This window comes from Streptomonospora salina (assembly GCF_014204715.1).
Lineage (GTDB): Bacteria > Actinomycetota > Actinomycetes > Streptosporangiales > Streptosporangiaceae > Streptomonospora > Streptomonospora salina.
In genome coordinates this window covers 2,713,373-2,732,015 of the sequence record NZ_JACHLY010000001.1, presented here as the reverse complement: position 1 = coordinate 2,732,015, position 18,643 = coordinate 2,713,373, and the positions used below count along the sequence as shown (strand labels likewise).

Sequence of the window (18,643 nt, the reverse complement as noted above, 5' to 3'; positions counted from 1 at the left end):
CGTGCTGGGGATCGCCCTGGTGGCTTCCAGCGGTGTCGCCGGGGCGGGCTTGCTCTCGGCTGCCGAAGACCGGGACGAGGTACTGGCCGTGGCTCAGGACGTGTCGTACGGGCAGCGGATCGCTGCGGAAGACCTGACCACAGCCCGGCTCAATCCCGACCCTGCGGTAGAAACGGTGCCGGCGGCCGAACGCGGTCAGGCGATCGGCCAGATCGCCGGCCGAGATCTGACCGCCGGCGACGTTCTCTCACCCTCCGCCCTGGCGTCGGACCGGACCCCCGGTACGGGCAAGGCGCTGACCGCAATCCCGCTCAAGCCGAGCCAGGTGCCGACCAGTGGTCTGCATCGGGGCGATCTCATCCAGGTCGTTTCCACTCCCGGTCAAAACGGCGAAGCCACCGGCGAGGTCCCGCCGAGTATCGCCACGGAAGTAGTTCGGGTCGGAAAGCCCGACGCCGACGGACTCACCGTGGTCGATGTCGAGGTCGAATCCACCGACGCCCCCACCTTGGCTGCCCGCGTGGCGACGGGCCGCATCGCCGTCGTCGTGAACACGCCAGGAGGCGACTGATGCTCGTCTGCCTTGCGAACGCGAAGGGCGCACCCGGCGCTTCGGTCACTGCGCTGGCTCTGGCGACCGCGTGGCCGGCGGATTCCCTTCTGGCCGAGTGCGACCCCGCCGGCGGGGATCTGCGCACAGGACTTCTGACGGGGATCGGGCAAGGTCGGACCATCGCCAACCTCGCGATGGCTCAACGCAACGGCGCCATCAGCGCCGAAGACGTTTCCGGACAGCTCTATGCCCTGCATGAGCCCGGCACCGACCACGCCCGGTTCGCGCTACCCGGCCTGGCCGACCCCATGACCGCCGCGGCGCTCGGCGGACTCTGGGAACCGCTCGCGTCCGTCGCCGGCGACGCGCGGATCGGACCGCACGGCCACGTCGACGTGATCGCCGATTGCGGCCGCTTGGACCACCCACACGCGCCATGGCCGCTCATGCGGGCCGCCGACCTGGTCCTGCTCACGGTGCGCTCGACATTGCCTTCGATCATGGCCGCCGCCGCGCGCCTTCCGCATCTCCGCCAAGCCCTCGCACCTCACGGACAAGGGTCTGAGATCGCGGTAGCGCTTGTCGAGAATGGACCGTATTCCGCAGCCGAAGTGGGCGATCTGCTTGAGGCGCGCATCGCCCTGCGCCTGCCCTTCGACGCGACCGCCGTGTCCGGTCTGAACAGCGGGCAGAGGCCGCGACGCGTCGCCCGCTCTGCCCTTCTGCGTGCCGCCCGGAACGGGGCATCCGAAATCCGCCGCGTCCGTGGGATGCAGCGGCCTCACTCCGCCGATGGGGGGACCTCGTGAGCTATGAACCCGTCCCCGCCGACGATCCCGGCGGCTGGGCGGACGTGCGCGTGCTCCGCGACATCGTCGTCGAGCGGCTTTCCTCGGGTGTCCGCCCTGAGCACCGCCGCGAGCGCGGTCGGGCTCTGATCCAGGAGGAAGTCCGCGCCTGGGCACACAAACGAGTGCTCGCCGGCCACCCGCCCGATGCCGAGCTCGAAGGACGCCTGCAGAAGCGCGTCTTCGACGCCGTCTTCGGCATGGGCCGGCTCCAACAGCTGCTGGAACAGCCCGAGGTGGAGAACATCGAAATCAACGGTGCGGACCAGGTCTGGCTACGCACGCGTGGCGGTGATCTGCTTCGGGGCGAGCCGGTCGCCGACTCCGATCAGGAACTCGTCGAGGAGTTGCGCTACATCGCCTCCCAGGCGGGACGCAGCCTTTCTACCGCGCACCCCCGCCTGCACATGGAACTGCCCGACGGTTCGCGCTTGGCGGCGGTGATCGAGACGACCCGCCGCCCCCATGCGGTGATCCGCCGACACCTCGTACAGGACATCACGCTGTCCGAGCTCGCCCGGTCCGGAACCTTGTCCGACTCATTGCACGCCTTCCTGGTGTGTGCGGTGCGCGCGCGCCGGAACATCATCGTCACGGGTGCGCAGAACGCCGGGAAGACGACGCTGGTCCGGGCGCTGGCGGCGGAAATCCCGGCAACGGAGCGTTTCGCGACGGCGGAGCAGGAGTACGAGCTCCACCTGGACCGACTCGACCGCCATCCCCACATCGTGGCGATGCAGGCTCGCGAAGGCGGCTCGGAGTACGGCCCGGACGGACGCCCGGCCGGTGAAGTGGCGCTGGTCGACATCGTCCGCGACGCGCTCCGGATGAACCTCTCGCGCATCGTCGTCGGGGAGGTCCGCGGCCCGGAGGTCGTACCGATGCTCGATGCGATGACCACCGGGGACGGCGGTTCGCTGTGCACCCTGCACGCGCGATCGGCGACCGACGCCGTGGAGCGCCTGGTGGTGCTGTGCGGGCGCTACGGCATCAATCCCGATATCGCATACCGCGTCATCGCCGGAGCGGTGGACCTGGTCGTACATGTCGACCTCGTGGACGACACCTGGCGGGGAGGTACACGTGGGCGCATTGTCGGCGGGGTCGTGGAAGTCGCCGGTGTAGGGGAGAACGGTCGGCCGGCGATCACCGACGTGTACCGCCCCGGCGCCGATGGCAGAGCCCAACCGAGCGGTGTTCCGCCCACCTGCATGCCTGACCTGCAGCGCGTAGGGTTCGATCCCCGGTGGCTGCACAGCGCAGTCGCAGCGCCCCACCATGAGCTCGCCCGGGCCGAAAGGGCGTGGGCCTGATGTACGACGTCATCGCCGCTATCGCCGGTGCCGGCGTCGCTGCCGGCTGCCTCTTCGCCGTCCTCGGGTTCGCCCCGGTCGGGCCCGAGGCGCCGAAACCGGGACGCCGCAGGTTGAAGTCGCTCTCGCGACGCCAGGGAATCCGGCTTGCCGCAGCACTTCTCACCGGCGCCCTGCTGTGGCTGATCACGGGCTGGGTGGTCGCCATCGTTCTCGCTCCCCTGGCCGTCCTGGGGCTGCCACACCTGGTCGGCGGCGAGAAGGAAGCAGCTCGGGCGATCGAGCGGCTGGAGGCCGTCGAGGAATGGGTGAGGCAGCTCGCCTCACGGCTGAGCGCCGGGATCGTAGTCGAGCAAGCCCTGGTCTCAAGCGCGCAGACGGCGCCGACAGCCATCCGACAGGATGTGGCCCGGCTCGGCTCGCGCCTTCAACAAGGATGGCGCACCGCCACCGCCCTGAACGGGCTTGCCGAGGACTTGGACTCTCCCGTGGGGGACCTGGTCACCTCTGAACTGACCCTGGCTGCAACCCGCCGCGGGTCCGGTGTCTCGCAATCATTGACGCTGCTGGCGGAGCTCGTCGCCGAAGAAGTGGCGATGCACCGCCAGGTCGACGCCGAACGCGCCCGACCGCGCCTTACCGCGCGCCTGGTCACGATCATCGCTGTGGTTGCGGCCGCGGGCTTGACTCTGTCCGGGGACTTCATGGAGCCCTATGCCAGCCCGGCCGGCCAAGCGTTCCTCGCACTCCTGGGGACCGTATTCGCCGGTGCCGTGCTGTGGATGCGTCGCATGACCGCCACACGGCCGGGACCGCGATTCCTCACGGGACCGTCGACGACGGAGGCGAGCCGATGAGTATCGCCGTCTACATCCTGGTCGGAGCCGCCGCCGGACTAGGATTCACCTTCATCATCGCCGGCACCATGGCCACAACGCCTTCCTTGCGTGCCGCCTTCACCCTCGCCAACGACGACGCCGACGACCTCACGTCGGAGCGTTTCGGACGCCGGCATGTGTGGGCCAGGAACACGCTGCGGAGCTTGTCGGAGTCGTCCCTGGTCCGAATCCCCGGGCAGTCGTTGCGAATGCTGGAGCTCAGCCGAGAGCGATTCACCGCGCACAAGCTGCTCGGGGCGGCCGCGGGCGCCTGTGCGCCCATCCTGGTGACCGGCACAGCAGCCGTAGTCGGCGCCCCGCTGCCACTGGCGTTGCCCGCCGGCTTGTCGCTGGTCGCGGCCGGCGTCGGGTTCCTCCTCCCCGATGCGTCGGTGCGCACGCGCGCCCAGCGCGCCCAGGACGAGTTCACCCAGGGGATGATCGCCTACCTCACGCTTGTGGCGCTGGAGCGTCGAGCAGGCGCCGGCCCGCACCAAGCGCTCATGGAGGCCGCCGAAGTCGCCGACTCCTGGGTCTGGCGACGGATCCGGAACGCGCTGGACCACGCCATGCTGCAGCGCCGTCCGACCTGGGAAGGCCTACGCGACCTCTCCCGAGATGTGGGAGTCCCGGAGCTCGCCGACTGCGCCGACATCATCGCCACCAGCGCCGAAGGCACCGCTGTGGCCGACAACCTGCTCGCCCGAGCGAAGTCTCTCCGTGTGGAGACCCTCAACGCCCAGCGGCGCGCGGCCAACGAGGTCAGCGAACGCCTCGTCGTCCCCGTCGCGGTACTCGGCCTGTGCTTCGTGGCACTGCTGCTTTTCCCGGTCGTCATGCGACTCACCACCACTGTTTAGGAGGACTGATGCTCATCTCGGCTGTCCGGAACTACGTCAAGGCACGCGTCGACGTGGTGCGGCAGCGTCTGCGCGAGAACCGCGGTGACGACGCGGGCATGTCGACCCTGGAGATCGCCGTCATCGCGCTGGGGCTGCTGCTGGCGGCCACTGCGGTGGTCGCTGCGATCACGGCGGCTGTCGAGAGCCGGCTCGAAGGCATCCAGTGACCCCAGTCCGCAGGCGCAACGATCGGGGCAGCGCGGGGTTGGAGATGACGGTTCTCTTTCCCGCCCTGCTGCTGATCATCGTCGGAGTCGTCCAGGGTGGGCTGTGGTATCACGCCCGGTCGGTCGCGTTGAGTGCCGCGCAGGAAGGGGTGCGCGCGGGCCGTGCCGAAGGGGCGTCGTTGGAAGCCGCGGTCCGGGCGGCCGACGCCTTCGCCGCAGCCCAGAGCCGTGGCCACCTGCGCGATCCGGAGGTCTCCACAGCAGGGTCGGGCGCCGATCAGGTCCGGGTGACGGTGAGCGGCCGTGTCCTCTCGCTCGTCCCCGGACTCCCGATCCGGGTTTCGCAGACCTCTTCGGGTGCCGTCGAGCGTGTGACCGGCCCCGGCGGCGCCCGATGAGGCCACGGCCGTCGGACGGCGGGAGCGCGACGCTGGAGCTGGCCGTGCTGAGTCTCGGTCTGCTCACGGTCGTCAGCGTGGTGGTAGCACTTGGGCGATTCCAGATCGCCAGCCACGCGGTCGAGGACGCCGCCCGGTCCGCAGCTCGCCAGGCCTCCATCGCTCGCACCGCCGAAGCGGCCCAACAGCAGGCCCATGGGGCGGCGGTGCAGACACTCAGCGCTCAGAGCTTGCAGTGCGACGGTATGGACGTCGCTGTGGATACCTCCGCACTGGCGAAAGCCCCGGGCGAGACGGCCCACCTTACGGCGACTGTGCGCTGCTCCTTGTCGCTTTCCCAGACTGCGCTGCCCGGCATCCCCGGGCAGCGCCTCGTCGAACGCACGTTCACCAGCCCTGTCGACACATACCGGGAGTGAGGATGATCCGCCGCCTTCCTCAGGACGACGGGCAGACCACGGTCTTCGTCGCCGTCGCTGTGATCGCCCTGCTCCTGATGGGCGGTCTGATCATCGACGGCGGCGCCCAGCTGCGCGCAGCCCAGCGCGCCACCTCCGCCGCCGAGGAAGCCGCCCGCGCAGGCAACCAAGCGGTCGACATCGCCCAGCTCCTGCAGACCGGCGAAGTGCACATGGACACCGCCGACGCCGTCTCCGCTGCGAACGCCTACCTGGACGCGGCCGGTGCCGACGGCAACGCACGCGCCGCGTCGGCGAACACCGTCACCGTCGAGGTGCACGAACACGTGGACACCGTCCTGCTCTCCCTGATCGGTATCGACTCCCTGTCCGCGACAGGAAGCGCGACCGCACGCCTTGCCACCGAGGAACCACAATGACTCACCAGCTCCAGCCCTCTGGCCCGCCGAGGTTCGCACTCGGCCGTTCCCTGGCCGCCGCGGCCCTGCTGCTGGCCATCGTCATCGGCATCCCGGTCGTGCTTCTCGCCTTCGCCGGATTCCCGCTCCCCGACGAAATCTCCTGGTCAGCGGTCGTGGCGGCGTTGACGCGCCCGGACGACGGGCGACTGTTCCTCGGAGCGCTCACCTGGGTCGCATGGGCGGCATGGCTGCTGTTCACCGCCCTCGTCGCCCTTGAGGTCGTTGCACAGCTGCGAGACATGCCGCCGGTGCGCATTCCCGGCACGGCGTGGGCCCAGGTCGCCGCCGCCGGCCTGGTCTCCACCACGTTCCTGGGACTGTCGATGACATCCGCCGAAGCAGAGGTCTCCGTCGTCGCTTACCAGGTCCCCGGAGCCGACGCCACCGACCATGGCGAGCACGGCGAGCAAGTCGCCGACGAAGCCGCCCCGGGCACCGAAAGCGTGCCTGCGCAACAGGGTGACAACGGATCCGGTTCCGAGGCCCCGACCTCCTACACGGTTCGACCCGGCGATTCCTACTGGAGCATCGCCGACGAACGCCTGGGCGATCCGGAGCGCTTCACCGAGATCGTCGCCCTCAACATCGGTCGCGAGATGCCCGACGGCACGGTGCTGTCCGGAGACGAGTTCCTCTCCACCGGGTGGGAACTCCATCTACCGACAGATGAGGATGCGCAGGATTCCGCGGGGGCCGATGAGGGAGAGGTCCACACCGTCGCCCGCGGGGAGACGCTCTCAACCATCGCCGCGGACCATCTGGGGGAAGCCGCCGACTATCCACAGATTGTGAAAGCCAATCCGCGACTTGCGGCCGACCCCGACGCCATCGATGTGGGCTGGCGAATCGTCATCCCTGATGCGGAATCGGACGGCTCCGATCAGGCCGATCAGCCTGGTGAGACGGCGCCCGATGCACCCGCAGAAGAGGGTTCCGATTCCGCCGACGCATCGCCGTCACCCACCGCCCAAGCCGACGACACCGACGAGGCAGCTCCCTCTCCTGAGCCATCGGCCGACGACGGGACGCCCAGCGATTCGCCCATGACAGGTGCGGACGACCTGGGCATCGCCCAGCCGGCAGAGGACACTCCCGAATTGGACGACGTCGAGCTGGCCGGCGATAAGGACGATGCGGAGGAATCATCCCCGGCGGCATTGGCGGGGTACGGTGCGGCGGCCGCGCTGGGACTGCTGGGGATACTCAAGGCGCGCCGAAGGGCGCAACTACGCCGTCGACGGCCGGGGCATCAGATCGTGCAGCCCACGGACGAACGCGATCTCGCCGCCGAAGAACGGGGGCACCATACGGCGGCCGCCGTGGACGTGGAATTGCTGGATCGCGGGCTGCGCTCGATGGCCGCCAAGGCCGCGTTGTCCGAGACCCCGCTGCCCGCACTGCTGGGTGCCCGGGTCACCCCCGAATCGTGCGAGCTCATTCTGGGCAAGCGGGCCAAGGTCGCCATCTCGCCGTTCCGTGCCGACGAAGGCGGTCGGTGGGTGCTGAACGCCGACTCGCCGGCACTGCTGTCGTCCGAGCAGGCGGCCGAGATCGCCGCGCCCTACCCGGGGCTGGCCACCATCGGTATCGAAAAGGACAGCCAGGTTCTGCTGGACCTTCCGTCGGTCGGCATGGTCGGAGTCGCCGGCCGACCGGGGGAGCGCGACGAGGTGCTGTCGGCCATGGCCACCGAGGTGGCGACCGGCGCGCTCAACTCCCATGTCAATGTGAGTGCCATCGGGCTGGGCATCGCCTCCGACCTGGCCGACCTCGCCAAGACCGGCCACGTCCGGTCGATCAGCACCGCTCACGAATGCCTGCGGGAGCTCGAGCTACTGACCCTGGAATACGCCTCAGGGGAAACGGCGCCCGAGGACATCCCGCCCGAAATCCTGATCTCAGCGGACCCGCTGACCACTGAGCACCTGGGCCGGCTGCGCACCATCAGCGGCCACGCCGCGGCTCCCCCTATCGCCGTCATCGCCGCCGCCGAAGAAGACCAACCCCTGCCCGGTCCCTGGCAGCTGGATGCTGCCGACGGCGTCGAACAAGAGCTTCCGCTACTGGGGGAACACGTACGTCTGCAGCGCATCAGCGCCGAGGACTATGCCCAGTGGGCCCGCCTGCTGCGCACCTCGGAGGCCACGGTGAGCGTGCCGGCGCCGGGATGGGAGCAAGTGCCCCCCGAACCGGTCCGCCCGCGCACCCGCGCATCAACCCCTGCAGCGGCGCAGCGCGGCGGAACCGAAGAGCTGCCCACGCTGGCCACGGACTTCTCCAGCGTCGTCGAGCAGACCACCGCTTCCCTGCCGCGGCTGGAGGATCACGAGGTCTACCTGCGCCTACTCGGCACGGTGGAGATCATCGGGCCCGACGCGGCAACACTGGAGTCCGGCAAGCGGAACCTCCTCACGGAGCTGGCCTGTCTCCTGCATCTGCGCCCCACCCAGACCCCGGAAGACCTCGCACGGAGCATGGGTGGACCGCGCGGACCATGGAGTTCCAAGACCCGCTCGACGAACCTGTCGAAGCTGCGCACCTGGCTGGGCCGCTCCTCCTCCGGAGCACTGCACCTTCCGACGCTCAGCCAGGGCCGGTACCAGCTGCACCCGAGTGTGGGCAGCGACTGGCAGCTCTTCCAGGACTTCGCCCGCCGCGGCTTGGCCGCCGAGACGGCGGAAGCCACAGCCACGCTGCATGCCGCTCTGGACCTGGTCCGCGGCGAACCACTGAGCGGAACGCCGCTGGACCGCTACGCCTGGGCCGAACCGCTGCGCCCCACCATGCTCGCTGCGATTATCGACACCTCCCACACCATCGCGATGCGCCACCTCGACCAGCCCTACGGCGACCTCGACCGCGCCCGCGAAGCGCTCACCCACGCCCTCGAGTTCGAACCCACCGCCGAACTGCTCTTCCGCGACCTGGTTCGCGTAGAGCACGCAGCCGACAACCCGGAGGCGATCACCCGTGGGACCCAGCGCCTGCTGATCGCCCTGGAACGCATCGACGCCGAGATGACGGAGGAAACCACGAAGCTCCTGCGGCAGCACGGCATTCAGTGACCGGAGCAGGCGGCTTCATGCCAACTGCGCTGATCAACGCGGACCGGGCCGCACCGGGATTGGACTGCCGGCAACGGGCCTTCCGGCGCCTCTGCCGTTCGCCGGGTACCCCACGCGGCAGGGAAGCCGGACCGCCCCTACTCCCCATCCTCGGCGTCTACCTCCTTGATGATCTTGCGCGCCCAGCGCCGCGACCGAGGCGTCTGCGGCGTCGAGAACATCTCGGCGAGCCGCCGCTCCGACAGGCGTTGCCCATCCGCGAGGCTGGTGCGATACACCTCAGCGGCACGCTCGTCGACGTCGAGACTGGCTTGAGCCTCCGGGCTGCCTTCACTTCGGGCTCTGACCAGCCACATCATCATCTCGTAGCACCCCACGAGCGCGATCGCCGGCCAGGCCGCCACCACCGCGCCGACCACGCCGTTCTGGATGCCGTGGGCGACATTGGCCGCCAGGGTGGCCAGGATTCCCACCCACAGCAGACACCAGGCCAGGACCGGAGCCCTGAGATTGTGCCGCGCGGCATCCAGGATGACCATCGAACTCGCATAGACCAGACCGTCGATCGTCAACGGGATCATCCACGCCGTGAGGCCGCTCTCGCCGTACTGGGTGACGACCGCGTAAGCGTGCCGGTAGGACACGACCGCGGCCACGGCCGACACACCGCACACAACGAGCTTCGTTGATTCCCTGATCAGCCGGTCGGCGCGAAGCCGCCCGCCGTTCTTGTCCAGGCTCTTGGCACCCATACTCCCCCTTCCTGAGGTAAGGAAGGTCCGAGACCGATAAGCCGTGACGGAGCAATAGAACAAGAACTCCGGAGTCGCGCTCCAAGACAGTCGCGAGCAAAGCCGTACCGGCTGCTGTCCACGTCGAGGGTTTTCCGCGTTTATTCTGAGCATTCGAACCAAGGTTCGATAGGAGGGTTCAGCGCGGATGACGTCAGATGCAGGCTCCCGACGACATCGCCGCAGTTGCCTCACATGGAACTTCACTCACAGGCCAACACCGGGGGCGGAGCCGTGATCGTATGCCCAAGTACAGCACCCCGCAGAAGACCGGAAACCGTAGTAAGGCATTCGTCGACAACACCGTCTCCGACACCGACCACGTATGGAACGTTACGTAACACAAATTCGGAATCGACAGCCGTATCGGGTTTATTGACACAAACCGGGAGGCCACTGAAAGACTGTGACAGCCCAAGTAAAGGCCATCACCGAATTCCAGAGAAAAACCGCTATACAAATGTCAGTGAGATGGGAATTAAATGGATACATTCCAACCCGATGACTGGATAGCAGTCGGGTCAGCGTGTATTGCAATTATCACTGCGATTGTGATTGGCATCGTGGGGTGGCGTCAGACTACTCAGGCACGGCGCAGCGCAACAGAAGCCAGTAAACAGGTGCAAGCTGCAAAAAATCAAGCCGAATCATCTCGCTTGCAAGCTATCGAGGCAAAACGGGACGCAGATGCAGCAGAACGTCAAGCCGAAGCTGCGCAGGAATCTCTCGAGCTTGAGCGGCGAATCTGGCACGACTCTTCCCAACCATATGTATATGCAGACATCCGGCCAGATGAACGCTATGCTGTATTGCTCGTTATCGTAGTCGAGAACACAGGGCGCACAGTCGCCAGGAACGTCCGCGTCGAGTTCGACCCACTTCCCCAGTCCGCAACGTTTAAAAAAGTTGGAGAGAAAAGGCTATTCAATGAGCCAATATCTGCCCTTCCGCCCGGTGGGCGCATCATCCACTATCTCGATCGCAGCTTCTCCCTGAACGAACGATCGGATCTCCCATGGAGATATCTCATAAAGGTCAACGGCGAAGGTCCCCACGGAGCTCTAGACGAACTGAAATATGAAATAGATATAAGCCCATTACTTGATAGTGCAGCTCGCGACCTTGGAACACTGAAGGATGTAGTAGAGGAAATAAGGAAATTCAGAAGACAGGTAGAGTAGCCAGCGCTACCATAATAGAAATGCATGAAAACTCCCCACGGAGCATCTTAAAGCCCAATCACGGGGACCGAAAACGAGACTGTCTAGGAAGCTCGGACTCACTCGCCCCAATGCGTGACCCTACGGCGACATCTCGGCATCGATGAAGATCCCGATTACGTCTACACCTTCCGGCTGGGCACCCAGGAGCACCTGCGTTGTTTGGACAACGCGTTGAAGCGCATGCGGACGACGATGACAGAGTTGGATATGGAGCGGCTCTGGGAGGATCACAAGCCGGGGCGTCGAAGCGTCCCCCGTTGCACGGCTCCCGGATGCGCGGAAAGCAGGGACACGTAAGCTGGCAAGTGCGAGGTCGCCCCCGGCGAGCGAACCGGTCTATCTCGGATCAATTGTGCGTCACGAGCCATGTCGGTTTCTGCTCCTCACGAATCTGCAGCGAACTCTGGTCGCGGGTTCTGGATCCTTGCGCGGGTGGACCGCCCTCTCGTCGCCGCCACGGACGCGGACGTCGGTGGCCTCGATGGCGAGCTTGCCAGCGTGCCGTGAGCCAAGGTCCGAACAGGCGACTGGGCGGCGATGGTGTCAAGCGAGGCCTGCGACAACAGAGCGGGGCACACAGGAGCACCGATCCAGATTGCCCTTCGATGCCCCGCAACATGCCCTGCCGTGCCCCTGGATGGCGCTGCGACGGTGGCTTGTGTGTCTGCGAACGACCGGGTCGTGGACGTCGCCGGCGAGAGTGCCGCTCGGCCACGGAACCTCAGGTGCCTTAAGGCGCCCGAGGCATGGGCCGGACTGCCTCCCGGGACCCCCGCGACTCCGGTTCGCAACCCCCCAGGTGAGAAGGAGCCCCGAAATGGATGCTGTCGCTGACCCGACGACCGAAGACGAGCTGAATCTGGACATCACCCTCGTCGAAGAAGGCGAGGCGGTAGAGGCACTGCTGTGCAGCACCGACAACGGGTGCGACACCCGCAAGAACGGCGACTGCTGAAGCCCGGTGCCGTCCCGGCCGCGGCTCGGGGCCGGGACCGCACCTCAGACATCGATCCTGGCGAAACGACCGACCGCGGAGCGACGGGACGGGTCATGCGAACACTGGCCGGCGCGCGTTTCTATCGCGCGCTCGATATGGGCCTGATGCGGGCGAGCGTTCCTACGGACGGTATGGCCCTGCCTTCCTGGCCCGATCTGAGCGATGAGGCGCAGGTTGAGCAGTGGTGCGGCTGGCTTACCGAGGTGTGGGCGCGGCCGCCGGTCGCCGAAGCCGTGCGTTTGGCCAGCCCGGTGCTGGCGCAACGGCTGGAGGCGCTCTGCGGCGGCCATCGGCCGCGTCCGGCGCAGGTGCGGCGGATGGTGCTGTCCGTGGCCCGCTACGTGGTGCGGATGCAACGCCGGTCCACCCCGTTCGGGCTCTTCGCCGGGATCGCTCCTTTGCGGTTCGGTGCTGAGGTCACCGCCGCCGGTGCAGGGGAGCCTCTGGTGCGCACCCGCGCGGACGCGGCGTGGCTATCGACGGTGATCGCCCGTCTGGAGGCGAGTACCGAGGTTCTTCGGAGAGTGCCTGTCATGGTCAACGACTTGGCCGCTGTCCGTGGCGAACGGGTGGTGGTGTCGGGCGCCCCGCGTTCGCCCACGGGCGCGCCGGGGCAGGTGTCGCTGCGGCATAGCCGGGTGGTGGCAGGGGTGCTGGCGGCCGCGCGGTCGCCGATCCCCGGCGGCGACCTCGTCGCCAAGCTCGCCGCCGACATGCCCCACCTTTCTACCGCGGGGTTGGAGAACCTGCTGGCCGAGCTGGTGCGCTGCGGGCTGCTGGTCACCAGGCTGCGTCCGCCTTCCACGACCGGTGACGGGCTTGCGCATGTGTATGCCTGTTTGCGGGATATCGACGCCGAGAGCATTGACGACGTGGCGTCGCTGGTCGCGGAACTGCATGAGCTGCACGCCGGGTTGGGCGTGATCGATGTTTGGGACGTGCAGAGTCTTCGCCGCCGTATGCGAGCAATGGCCGCCGTGGTGGAACAACCCATCACGGGCGACTGCCGATTCGATGTCACAGCGGAGTTGCCTGTGCAGATCGCTGAGGAAGCTGCTGCGGCGGCGAGTGCGCTGGTGCGGGCCACCCCGCATCCGGCGGGTGATCCCGCGATGCAGGAGTTCCACGCCCGGTTCATCGGCCATTACGGGGTGGGCGCGTGGGTGGGGCTCGATGAGCTGACCGATCCCACGACGGGCCTGGGATTCCCGCCGCACTATGGGGCGGATCAGCCGTATCCGGCTCCGGATCCGCGCGTCGATTCGCGCGGAGAACGATTGCTGGCGCTGGCACAGCAGGCGGCGCTGGACGGGGCACGCGAGGTCGAGCTGGACGAGGGCTTCTTGGATGGCCTCGCTGCCGAGGCCCAGGGCCCGTTGCGGCCGGCTCCCCATGCGGAGCTGTGTGCCGAAGTCCACGCCCCCAGCTCTGCAGCCGTGGCCGGCGGCGACTTCACCTTGGCCGTGCGCGGCACCAGCCGCAGCGGGCTTGCCCTGTCCGGACGGTTCATCGACCTGCTTCCCCTAGCCGAGCGCGAACGCCTGGTCGAGCGCTACCGCGAATTGCCGACCGCGGTCGACGGCGCTGTGGCAGCGCAGTTGTCCTTCACCCCGGGCCACCCGCGCTCAGCCAACGTCTCCCATGCTCCACGCGTCCTTCCCCGCGTTCTGCCCTTGGGCGAGCACACCGAGGCGGAGCGTGGGCAGCTGCTCGCCGATGACCTGGCGGTCGCCGCCGACGCTCAGCGGCTGTATGTGGTCTCACGCTCCCACGGAGGCGTGGTGGAACCGGTGGTGGCCAATGCGCTCGCGCGCCACGCCTGGCCCTCACTGGCACGGCTGCTCACCGAGATCGCCCGCTCAACGACCGCTGCGGTCTCACCGTTCGCCTGGGGCGCGGCCTCCTGCCTGCCCTACCTGCCGCGCCTGCGCTACCGACGCAGTATCCTCTGCCCGGCCCGGTGGCGCCTGCCGTCGGGAGCGCTTCCCGGCCGAGACGCATCCCAGGAGGCCTGGGAGTATGCGCTGGCAACTTTGCGGGAGCAACTGGATCTGCCGGACTGGATCAGCGTCGGCGAATCCGACCGACTGCTGCGGCTGAATCTCGACCAACCCATGGATCGCACGCTGCTGCGCACCCACCTGGACCAGGTCGCCGAGCGGGGCGAAACCGCGACGGTCTCCGAAGCACCCACCCCGACGGATCTCGGCTGGACGGGCGAGCGTGCTCACGAGATCGTCGTTCCCCTCGCCACGACCACCCCGCCCGCTTCTGCGCCGGCGCTGCGTCTGGACGCCTCGCACCGCATCGGCCGCGACCACGGGGCCCTGCCCGGCCAACGTGTGGTGTCTGCCGAGCTCTACGGCCATCCCGGCCATGCGGACACGATCTTGATCCACTACCTGCCGCGGCTGCTGGAGGAACTGGGCTGCCGGCGAGCGCAGCCGATGTGGTGGTTCCTGCGCTACCGCCACCCGAGCCCCCATCTGCGCCTCCGTCTCCACCCCTCCCCGGAGGGTTACGGAGCGACGGTGCAAGCTCTCGGCGATTGGGCTCACGATCTCCGTAGCCGCGGACTGCTGGGGGAGCTGGCAGTGACGACGTACCGTCCTGAGACCATCCGGTACGGCACCGGGGCGGCGTTGGAGGCCGCCGAATCGGTCTTCGCGGCCGACTCCACCGCCGCCCGCGCCCAGATCAGCGCCCGCCATCTCCACCCCCGGGTCGTGACCGCCGCCAGCATGGTCGATCTCGCCACGGCCATGGCCGGGGAACGGGCCGAGGCGATGCACTGGCTGCTGGAGCGCCGCCCGGTCCCGTCCCGGGGTGCTTCGCTGCGCGAGGAGGTGCGTCAGGCCGTCGAGCTGTTCGACCCGTCGCAGGAGTATGCGGCGCTGCGCGCCCTGCCGGGCGGCGAGGACATCGCCGACAGCTGGGAGAAGCGACGCCGGGCCGCGATGGCCTACTGCCGCCGACTGCAGCAGGACCCCACCGCGCCGGCTCCGGCGGGGGTGCTGGGGTCGCTGCTGCACCTCCACCACGTCCGCACGCTGGGAATCGATCCCGACTCCGAGCGGGAGACCGAGCACATCGCCCGCGCCGTCGCCCTGGCCTGGAGGGCCCGTAGGACAGCCCCAAGGGAGGAGCGGCCATGACCCCGAGAACAGCGGCAAGGGTGCCTACGGTGCCGTCCCGCGCCGCGGCGGTCTCCCGCCAGCTGGCCGAGACCCTGGACACCCCTCCGCCGGCGGATTCCGGTGGCGACCGCGGCCCGACGAGCCCGCGCTGGCACGCCCAGTCCTTGTCCAAAGGCGCCGCCGGGGTCGCCGTGCTGCACGGCCTACGCGCCCAGGCCGGGCTCACCTCTGCCGACCGGGTGCATGACTGGCTGGTAGCCGCCAGCCGCGAACCCGTGGCCGCCGCAGGGGGAGCGGGGCTCTGGTATGGCGCTCCGGCCCTGGCCTTCAGCCTCAGCCACGCCGCCCCGGAGCGCTATCCGCGTCACCAGACGCGGCTCCACCGTGCTGTGGAACAGCTCCTGGCCAGCCGACTTGAAGGGGCGCGTGCGCGCCTGCATTCGGGGCTTCCCCCGTCGTCGAGCGAATTCGACCTGGTTCGCGGCGCGACCGGCGTGGGCGCGTATCTGCTGCATCGCGCTCCCCAGAGCCCGGAACTCCGCGCGGTTTTGCGCTACCTGGTCCGTCTGACCGCCCCGCTGCCCGCACCCGAGTCGGCGGAAGTCGCCCTTCCTGGTTGGTGGATCCGTGAATCCCTCTCCGGGCACCGCGCGAACGGCGTTGAGGACGGACACGCCGACCTCGGCATGGCCCACGGAGTCACCGGCCCGCTGGCGCTGCTCTCGCACACCATGCGCGCCGGAGTCACCGTTCACGGCCAGGCGGAGGCGATCGACACGATCGCCGCCTGGCTGGAGCGCTGGCGCCGGACCGGACCCGCCGGGCCCTGGTGGCCCGAACACCTCACCTTCGGGGAACTGCAGACCGACGTCGTGGACCAAGCCGGCCCCCGGCGGCCCTCATGGTGCTATGGCACGCCCGGCATCGCCCGCGCCCTTCAGCTCGCCGGACTCGCCCTCGGCGACCGAGTCCGTCAGGAACAAGCTGAGACCGCCTTCCACCGCTGCCTGAGCGACCCTGCCCAGAGAGCGCAACTGGTCGATCCGGCGGTGTGCCACGGCTGGGCCGGAGTGCTGGCCACCACCTGGCACGCCGCTGCCGACGCCCGCTTCGCCCCCCTCGCCGACCATCTGCCGCGCCTACAGGACACGCTCCTGCACGAGGCCACCCACGGCGCCGCGCCCCTCGGGCCCGGACTGATCGAAGGCAGAGCCGGCATAGCCGCAACCTTGCACTGCCTGACCACCGGAGCAGGAGGCTGGGAGACCTGCCTGCTCATCGCCGGAGAAGGGCCGAGCCACGCATGACCACCACGACGACACCGTCCCCCGCGGGACACGACTGGCATCAGGCGAACCTGTGGTTCGACTCCTGGGACGTCGCCGAACAGACGGCCATCGCCCACATCGGCCCCGCGCTTGGACAAGCCGAAGCCGAAGGGTTGATCACCGGATGGTGGTTCACCCGCAAGGACCTCTGCTGGCACCTGCGCTACCGCCCCCTGTGCGGTACAGCCCGTGGCCATCTCGATGAGCTGTTCGGTGACCTGGCCGCTCGGGGCGCCATGGGCCGCTGGGCCTGGACCCTCTACGAGCCTGAGACCCACGCCTTCGGCGGGCCGAGCGGCATGAGGGTGGCCCACACCCTGTTCCATGCCGACAGCCGCCACCTTCTCGACCACCTGGCCCACAACGGAGACCGTCATCGCACCGAGCTGAGCCTCCTGGTGGCAGGCGCGCTGCTGCGCGGCGCAGACCAGGACTTCTACGAACGCGGCGATGTTTGGGCCCGTGTGGCGGCCCACCGTCAGGCCTCCAGGGCTCCCACCGACACCGAGATCTCCCGCGTCCACCAGCTTGCCACCGCCCGCCCTGCTCTCGAAGGCACCTCAACCTGGACCGTCGCCTTTCAGGAAGCGGGCGCCGCCTTAGCCGCACTGGCCCACGAAGGCGATCTGATCCGTGGCCTGCGCGCCACCCTGACCCACCACGTCCTGTTCGCCTGGAACCGGGCCGGGATCCCCGCCGATCGCCAAGCACTTATGGCCCAGGCTGGCGCCGATGCCGTCTTCCATCGAAGACCTCCGCAACGGCGTTCGCGCGAATCAGCACGTCAGGCCAACACGACCCCGCTAAGGTGAGCGCAGTGAGCACCTCCCACGACACCACTACGACCCAGCGGCTCCGTTCCGAACTGGTCGCCGCCATCCGCAACCGCGGAACCTTCCAAACACCGGCTGTGGAAGACGCCTTCGCCCGAGTGCCACGGCATGTGTTCCTTCCCGACGTGGCCCCCGAAACCGCCTATGCCCCCCAGGTCGTGGTGACCAAGTACGCCGAGGACGGCAGCGCGCTGTCCTCGGCCTCGCACCCGAACATGGTCGCCGCCATGCTGGAACAGCTCGACGTACGCCCTGGGCACCGCGTGCTTGAGGTCGGGACGGCCACGGGCATCAACGCCGCCTTGCTGCGCGAACTCGTGGGCGAGGAGGGCCGTGTCACCAGCGTCGAGATCGATGAGGACCTCGCCGACGGCGCCCGTGCCGCGCTGCAGGCGGCCGGCTATCCCGACGTCCAGGTGACCTGCGCCGACGGTGCCGCCGGCCACTCCGACAGCGCTCCCTATGACCGGATCATCGTCACCGCCGGAGCCTGGGACATACCCGCTGCTTGGTGGCACCAGCTCACCCCGACCGGACACGTGGTCGTGCCTCTGTGTCTGCACGACAGCGGCCTGACCCGCTGCATCGCCTTCGACCGCACCGCACCCGATCACATGGTCAGTGCCTCGGCCATGGTGTGCGGCTTCGTCCCCCTGCGCGGCACCGCGGAATCCTCCGGAGGCTCCGTCGCGCTGGCCGAGGACGTCACCCTCAACGTCGCCCCCGGCGACGGCCACGACCCGCACGCCGTGGGTCAGGCGCTGAGCTACCCGGCGCAGGCGGAGTGGACCGGCATCACTATCGACGACACCGAGCAGGTCGAACACCTCGACCTCTGGCTGGCCACCACCGCGGCTCACTTCGCCCGCCTCGCCGTCGGGCCCCAGGCACGCCAGAGCGCCACGGTGACACCCACGCTGCGCTGGGGCGGCGCCACGCTGCACGACGGCGCGGGCACGCTCGCCTACCTGACTCTTCGCCCGGTCACCGAAACCACCGACGAAATCGGTCTCGTCGCCCACGGGCCTGACAGCGCCGCCTTCACCGCGAGCACGGTCGAGCTGCTGCGCCGCTGGCGCAAAGAACACCCCACCCAGCCAGCCGTCACCGCCCGCCCGACGGGCACGCCTCAGGATCAGCCCCGAGAAGCAGCACGCATCGCCCGGCCGGATACCACGGTGACCATCGCCTGGTGAGGTTCGGAATCTCCGGTGCTGGAGGAGTCGGGTAGGTGGATCGGAGGCAGACTATGGACAGCTCGGACTCCCACAGTACGGCCGGTGCTGCGGCACCCGACGTGTGCGAGCAGGTCGCCCGGCGCCATCCGCTC

General features: G+C 68.6%; 17 protein-coding genes. 16 read left to right on the top strand and 1 reads right to left on the bottom strand.

The genetic code is table 11. The features are described from left to right. Nucleotide 1 precedes the first annotated feature (1 nt). Genes HNR25_RS12470 through HNR25_RS12425 form a run of 10 tightly spaced genes read left to right on the top strand, consistent with a single transcriptional unit; the run spans nt 2 to nt 9,004 of the window. Nucleotides 2-571, top strand: a complete 570-nt coding sequence (locus tag HNR25_RS12470; RefSeq protein ID WP_184635238.1) for an SAF domain-containing protein — start codon at nt 2-4, stop codon at nt 569-571. Next, nucleotides 571-1,362 (top strand): CpaE/TadZ family protein, encoded by a 792-nt coding sequence (locus tag HNR25_RS12465; RefSeq protein WP_184635236.1) that lies wholly within the window; start codon nt 571-573, stop codon nt 1,360-1,362. Before HNR25_RS12470 ends, HNR25_RS12465 begins: the two co-directional genes overlap by 1 nt. After that, nucleotides 1,359-2,714, top strand: a complete 1,356-nt coding sequence (locus tag HNR25_RS12460) for a TadA family conjugal transfer-associated ATPase (RefSeq protein ID WP_184635234.1) — start codon at nt 1,359-1,361, stop codon at nt 2,712-2,714. The genes HNR25_RS12465 and HNR25_RS12460 overlap by 4 nt, the downstream gene beginning before the upstream one ends. Further along, on the top strand, nt 2,714-3,571 hold the full coding sequence (locus tag HNR25_RS12455; RefSeq protein WP_184635232.1) for a type II secretion system F family protein: 858 nt from the start codon (nt 2,714-2,716) through the stop codon (nt 3,569-3,571). The genes HNR25_RS12460 and HNR25_RS12455 overlap by 1 nt, the downstream gene beginning before the upstream one ends. Then, a complete protein-coding gene (locus HNR25_RS12450) occupies nt 3,568-4,452 on the top strand; it encodes a type II secretion system F family protein (RefSeq protein ID WP_184635230.1) in 885 nt (294 codons plus the stop codon). Before HNR25_RS12455 ends, HNR25_RS12450 begins: the two co-directional genes overlap by 4 nt. A gap of 8 nt (nt 4,453-4,460) precedes the next feature. Further along, complete coding sequence (locus tag HNR25_RS12445) at nt 4,461-4,661, top strand: hypothetical protein (RefSeq protein ID WP_184635228.1); 201 nt, start codon at nt 4,461-4,463, stop codon at nt 4,659-4,661. Next, nucleotides 4,658-5,059 (top strand): TadE family protein, encoded by a 402-nt coding sequence (locus HNR25_RS12440; protein ID WP_312862506.1) that lies wholly within the window; start codon nt 4,658-4,660, stop codon nt 5,057-5,059. Before HNR25_RS12445 ends, HNR25_RS12440 begins: the two co-directional genes overlap by 4 nt. Next, nucleotides 5,056-5,478, top strand: a complete 423-nt coding sequence (locus HNR25_RS12435; protein ID WP_184635226.1) for a TadE/TadG family type IV pilus assembly protein — start codon at nt 5,056-5,058, stop codon at nt 5,476-5,478. The genes HNR25_RS12440 and HNR25_RS12435 overlap by 4 nt, the downstream gene beginning before the upstream one ends. A 2-nt stretch (nt 5,479-5,480) precedes the next feature. After that, nucleotides 5,481-5,897 carry a TadE/TadG family type IV pilus assembly protein gene (locus tag HNR25_RS12430; RefSeq protein WP_184635224.1) on the top strand — a complete coding sequence of 139 codons (417 nt, stop codon included), beginning with the start codon at nt 5,481-5,483 and terminating at the stop codon, nt 5,895-5,897. Continuing rightward, nucleotides 5,894-9,004 carry an AfsR/SARP family transcriptional regulator gene (locus HNR25_RS12425; protein WP_184635222.1) on the top strand — a complete coding sequence of 1,037 codons (3,111 nt, stop codon included), beginning with the start codon at nt 5,894-5,896 and terminating at the stop codon, nt 9,002-9,004. Before HNR25_RS12430 ends, HNR25_RS12425 begins: the two co-directional genes overlap by 4 nt. 137 nt (nt 9,005-9,141) lie before the next feature. Here the strand turns inward: HNR25_RS12425 and HNR25_RS12420 are convergent, their stop codons facing one another. Next, the gene (locus HNR25_RS12420; protein WP_184635220.1) at nt 9,142-9,756 is read right to left on the bottom strand and encodes a DUF2637 domain-containing protein; all 615 of its coding nucleotides are present in this window, start codon (nt 9,754-9,756) and stop codon (nt 9,142-9,144) included. 521 nt (nt 9,757-10,277) lie between these two features. Between HNR25_RS12420 and HNR25_RS12415 the strand changes: the two genes are divergently transcribed. From HNR25_RS12415 to fxlM, 6 genes are all read left to right on the top strand, one after another. Further along, nucleotides 10,278-10,976 carry a DUF8453 domain-containing protein gene (locus HNR25_RS12415; protein ID WP_184635218.1) on the top strand — a complete coding sequence of 233 codons (699 nt, stop codon included), beginning with the start codon at nt 10,278-10,280 and terminating at the stop codon, nt 10,974-10,976. Between the two features lie 859 nt (nt 10,977-11,835). Then, nucleotides 11,836-11,973, top strand: coding sequence for a hypothetical protein (locus tag HNR25_RS12410; protein WP_184635216.1), 138 nt, complete (start codon nt 11,836-11,838; stop codon nt 11,971-11,973). Nucleotides 11,974-12,146: 173 nt separating this feature from the next. Next, nucleotides 12,147-15,170 (top strand): lantibiotic dehydratase, encoded by a 3,024-nt coding sequence (locus HNR25_RS12405; protein WP_221457553.1) that lies wholly within the window; start codon nt 12,147-12,149, stop codon nt 15,168-15,170. Nucleotides 15,171-15,199: 29 nt separating this feature from the next. Continuing rightward, nucleotides 15,200-16,459 carry a lanthionine synthetase C family protein gene (locus HNR25_RS12400; protein WP_221457548.1) on the top strand — a complete coding sequence of 420 codons (1,260 nt, stop codon included), beginning with the start codon at nt 15,200-15,202 and terminating at the stop codon, nt 16,457-16,459. Further along, a complete protein-coding gene (locus HNR25_RS25915; RefSeq protein WP_184635210.1) occupies nt 16,456-17,292 on the top strand; it encodes a thiopeptide-type bacteriocin biosynthesis protein in 837 nt (278 codons plus the stop codon). The genes HNR25_RS12400 and HNR25_RS25915 overlap by 4 nt, the downstream gene beginning before the upstream one ends. A 5-nt stretch (nt 17,293-17,297) precedes the next feature. Further along, on the top strand, nt 17,298-18,509 hold the full coding sequence (fxlM, locus tag HNR25_RS12390) for a methyltransferase, FxLD system (protein WP_184635208.1): 1,212 nt from the start codon (nt 17,298-17,300) through the stop codon (nt 18,507-18,509). The last annotated feature ends 134 nt before the right edge of the window (nt 18,510-18,643 follow it).